Here is a 2,721-nt window from a genome sequence, read left to right as displayed (position 1 = left end):
CGGGCTCGAGCTCGTCGAGGGTTCGGACGATCGCGTCGTACGCCTCCCAGCTGCGCGCCGCTTTTCCGGTGCCCCCGTAGACGACGAGGTCTTCGGGGTGCTCGGCGACCTCGGCGTCGAGGTTGTTCATCAGCATCCGCTTGGCGGCTTCGGCGCCCCAGCTCTTGGCCGTGCGCTGATTGCCGCGGGCGGCGCGCACCGTGCGCGGACCTGCGGAGGGGGTGCCGGGGGTGGTGTCAGTCATTCGCGTGCTCCTTTGCGATGCGGGCGATGGCACCGGACTGCACCAGGGCGGTCACGGCCTCCATGTCGGGTGAGAGGAATCGGTCGGGTCCGGGACCGGCGGCGACCGTGCGAACCAGGTCGCGCACGGCGCCGGTCGCGGGTCCGGCCTGAAGAGGGGCGCGCAGATCGAGCGCACGGGCGCCGGTGAGGATCTCGATCGCGATGACCCGGCCGAGACCGTCGATCGCTCGACGCAGCTTGCGAGCGGCCGCCCACCCCATCGACACGTGGTCCTCCTGCATCGCGGAGGAGGGGATGGAGTCGACGGATGCCGGTGCGGCGAGACGCTTGAGTTCCGACACGATGCCGGCTGCGGCGTACTGCGCGATCATGAGCCCCGAGTCGACGCCGACCTCGTCGGCGAGGAACGGCGGCAGGCCGTGGTTGCGAGCCGGGTCGAGGGCGCGATCGGTGCGGCGCTCGGAGATCGAGGCCACGTCGGCGACCGAGATCGCGAGGAAGTCGAGCACGGCGGCGACCGGCGCCCCATGGAAGTTGCCGTTCGATTCGATACGGCCGTCGAGCGTGATCACGGGGTTGTCGATCACACTGGCGAGCTCGCGACCGGCGATCATCGAGGCATAGCCCATGGTGTCGCGCGCGGCTCCGTGCACCTGCGGTGAGCAGCGCAGCGAGTACGCGTCCTGCACCCGGCCGTCTTCCGGACCCTTGTGGCTGTGCACGATCGGGGAATCGCGCAGGAACGACCGCAGGTGAGAGGCGGACTCGGCCTGCCCCGACTGGGGGCGCAACGCCATGAGATCGGCGGCGAAGACGGCATCCGTGCCCATCTGCGACTCGATCGACATCGCCGCCGCCATGTCTGCGGTCAGCAGCAGGGTCTCGAGATCATGCAGCGCCAGCACCAGCATGCCCAGCATGCCGTCGGTGCCGTTGATGAGGGCGAGTCCCTCCTTCTCGACGAGCGTGAGGGGCTGGATGCCCGCAGCCGCGAGCGCCTCGGAGGCGGGGACGAGCTCATCGGACGCGTCGCGGACGTCGCCCTCACCCATCGCCGCGAGGGCGATATGGGCGAGCGGGGCGAGGTCGCCTGAGCATCCGAGCGACCCGTACTCGCGGACGAGCGGGGTGATGCCCTCATTCAGCAGGGCGGCGTAGGTCTCGACGACGACGGGGCGGACGCCGGTGCGGCCGGAGGTCAACGTCTGCAGGCGCAGCAGCTGGAGTCCGCGCACGACCTCGCGTTCGACCTCGGCACCGGTGCCGGCCGCGTGCGAACGGATGAGGCTCGCCTGCAGCTGCAGACGACGGTCGGGGGCGATGAAGGTCGTGGCGAGGGCGCCGAATCCCGTCGATACGCCGTAGTGCGGGTTCGGGTCGGCCGCCAGCCCGTCGATCACGCGCCGAGTCTCGGCGACGCGATCGAACGCGGCGGGGCTGATCACCACGGGGGCGCCGTGGCGTGCGACCGCGACGCCATCTGCGTGGCTCAGGGGGGCATCGCCGACGAGGACGGGGGGCTGTTCGGTCATGTCTTGATTCCACACCCGACGGCTCGCGCGCGACAGACGATCGTGGGATCCTGTGTCTGTGATCCCAGACAGTCCCGACGCCGCCGCGCAGGTGCCCGCAGCCGACAACACCCTGCGAATCCTGCGCTATCTGGCCGGGCGGCCGGCGCCGGTCGCGGCCTCGGCGATCGCACGAGAACTCGATCTGCCGCGTTCGACGGTCTACCACCTGCTCACGACGCTCGCCGCTCACGGTTTCGTGCTGCACATGAAGGAGGACCGGCGCTGGGGACTCGGCACGTCGGCCTTCGAACTCGCCGGAGGGTACGCGAGGCAGCAGCCGCTCGCGCGACTCGGGCGTCCTCTCGTCGCCGCACTGTCAGACCGACTCGGCGAGAGCGCCCACCTCGCGGTGATGAGCGGGGGCGATGTGCTCTACATCGTCGAAGAGCGCGCGCCGAGGCGGCAGGCACTCGTGACGGATGTCGGCGTACGACTGCCTGCGCACCTGACAGCGTCGGGACGAGCAATGCTCGCAGCTCTCCCCCGCGAGCAAGTGCGCGCGCTCTACCCGGATGCGTCGGCCTTTCCCGATCGCACGGGGCTCGGCCCGCGAAAGCCCGCAGAGCTGCGCGAGCTGCTGCGCGTCGTGCGAGAGCGCGGCTACGCGACCGAAGACAGCGAGGTCGCAGAAGGGCTGCGCAGCGTCGGGGCCGTCGTCTGCGATCACGCCGGCTGGCCGGTGGCGGCCGTCGCCGTCACGTGGGCAGGCGCTGACCTCGACGAGAGCACGCTCGCAGCGGCTGTTCGCGATACCGCGGCCGTGCTCGAGTCGCGACTGAAGCGCTGAGCCGGATACCGCATCTCGCGGTCGTCACGACCGGCGATCCGCGAAGACGGCGCTGAAGTTCGTGCCGCCGTGCGCGTACTTGTCGCGCACGCACGTTAACGCAGAAAAGCCACC

Annotated in this window: 2 protein-coding genes and 1 pseudogene; 1 reads left to right on the top strand and 2 read right to left on the bottom strand. The window is 70.6% G+C overall.

Annotated features, from left to right (window positions below; genetic code table 11):
- Both J7E68_RS14955 and hutH read right to left on the bottom strand, forming a co-directional pair.
- Positions 1 to 244, bottom strand: a pseudogene (locus tag J7E68_RS14955) (urocanate hydratase); the annotation flags it as partial.
- Positions 237 to 1,778, bottom strand: a complete 1,542-nt coding sequence (gene hutH, locus J7E68_RS14950) for a histidine ammonia-lyase (RefSeq protein WP_215173894.1) — start codon at positions 1,776 to 1,778, stop codon at positions 237 to 239. The gene hutH and the pseudogene J7E68_RS14955, both read right to left, overlap by 8 nt.
- A 52-nt stretch (positions 1,779 to 1,830) precedes the next feature.
- Here hutH and J7E68_RS14945 point away from each other — a divergent pair, with 52 nt between their 5' ends.
- A complete protein-coding gene (locus J7E68_RS14945) occupies positions 1,831 to 2,607 on the top strand; it encodes an IclR family transcriptional regulator (RefSeq protein WP_311417084.1) in 777 nt (258 codons plus the stop codon).
- Positions 2,608 to 2,721 lie beyond the last annotated feature (114 nt).

Source organism: Microbacterium sp. ISL-103 (assembly GCF_018613995.1).
Lineage (GTDB): Bacteria > Actinomycetota > Actinomycetes > Actinomycetales > Microbacteriaceae > Microbacterium.
The sequence above is the reverse complement of the archived record's forward strand: the minus strand, read 5'-3'. Positions and strand labels throughout refer to the sequence as shown.

Bases quoted from the DNA above. Each gene is read 5' to 3' on its own strand.
- hutH (WP_215173894.1), bottom strand. From the start codon at position 1,778: ATGACCGAACAGCCCCCCGTCCTCGTCGGCGATGCCCCCCTGAGCCAC.